This window comes from Wolbachia endosymbiont of Pentalonia nigronervosa (genome assembly GCF_014534705.1).
In the GTDB taxonomy this organism is placed as follows: domain Bacteria; phylum Pseudomonadota; class Alphaproteobacteria; order Rickettsiales; family Anaplasmataceae; genus Wolbachia.
Genome location: NZ_JACVWV010000161.1, coordinates 1 through 1,300, shown reverse-complemented (window position 1 = coordinate 1,300; position 1,300 = coordinate 1). Strand labels below are relative to the sequence as shown.

The 1,300-nt window shown below is 34.3% G+C and carries 1 protein-coding gene and 1 pseudogene; both read right to left on the bottom strand.

What is annotated here, in order from left to right:
• Nucleotides 1-529 (bottom strand): ParB N-terminal domain-containing protein (locus IC220_RS07620; RefSeq protein ID WP_188153803.1); only part of this gene is annotated, 529 nt, incomplete at its 3' end.
• A gap of 252 nt (nt 530-781) precedes the next feature.
• Nucleotides 782-1,084, bottom strand: a pseudogene (locus IC220_RS07615) (Holliday junction resolvase); the annotation flags it as partial.
• Nucleotides 1,085-1,300 lie beyond the last annotated feature (216 nt).

Genomic DNA, 1,300 nt, shown 5'->3' with positions numbered 1-1,300 from the left:
ACCTGCTATCCCCACAGTAAATTCGATGATCACCTAAAACCCAAAGATCTCCAGGTTTTGTTATTTCTACCTTTTTATTATCGCTATCTAAGTGAGATAAATCTTCTTCTTCGCCGCTTTCTCCATCAACATTGTCAAGAAAACGTTGGATTTTTTCCAGTTCAAACCCAGTTAACTTCAGATCAAAATTTAAGTCTTCAAGGTCCTGAATCTCAAGTTTCAAAAGATCATCATCCCAAGCTGCCCAATTTGCTGATTGATTGGCAAGTAACCTAAAAGCTTTAGTTTGTGCTTCACTTAAATTATCACTTAAGATCACAGGTACCTCTTCCATGCCAAGTTTTCTTGCTGCTTTTAGCCTTAAATGGCCATCAACCACCGTACCATCGCTTTTTGCAACTATTGGAATGCGAAAGCCAAATTCCCGAATAGACGCACACATTTTGTTTACCACAACGTCGTTTTTCCGGGGATTACGGTCATATTCGGTGAGGTTTTTGATTGGATAGTAGTGCAGTTCTAAATTCATTATTTACCACAGAGTTAACATTTTAAATCATTCTGACGCTAAAAAAAGCCCGAGGTCGATCCACCCAGTTCGCGTGTAAGGAGAGAAGGACCCTAATATTTTAATAAAAAGAGTTAATATATGGCGATTTATTTATTATTATAGTTAAATTATTCATTTATTTTGTTTCTTATTTAAGATTATTATTTAGTAATTTAAGATATGATTTCTAGTCTGAGTATGTAAAAATATTTAATAGTATTTCTTTAAAACTTAAAAACATTTCTTTATATCTTCATACTCTTTATTAACCCACATCATCAAAGCAAGACTATCAGCCTCATTATCATCTATCGGATTAAAACCTTTTTTCTTCACTTCTTCAATCACTTTTTTCTTATCTGCATTGCCGGTACCAGCTATGAAACGTTTGATAGTCTTAACCGGAACACCTTGAAATGGGATATCATTTTCCTCACACCAAGCAGTCAAGTGAGCTAAAAACCCTCCATAGATATGTGCTGCATCAGTTCCTAAATGTCTTCTCACTTCCTCAAAATACACTGCTTCAATGTTTGGAAATTTTTCTTTCATCTCAGAAGATGTCTTGAAAAGAAATGAAAAGATAAATATACTAAAGCAAATGTAGAATTAAGAGGTAAAAAAATGTATCCAAGTGACATAAGTGACAAAGAATGGGAAATACTAGAGCCATACGTTGCACAAGGGGCAATAGGAAGGCCAAGAAAACACGATATTAGAGCGATTATTAATGCAATAAGATATATAATG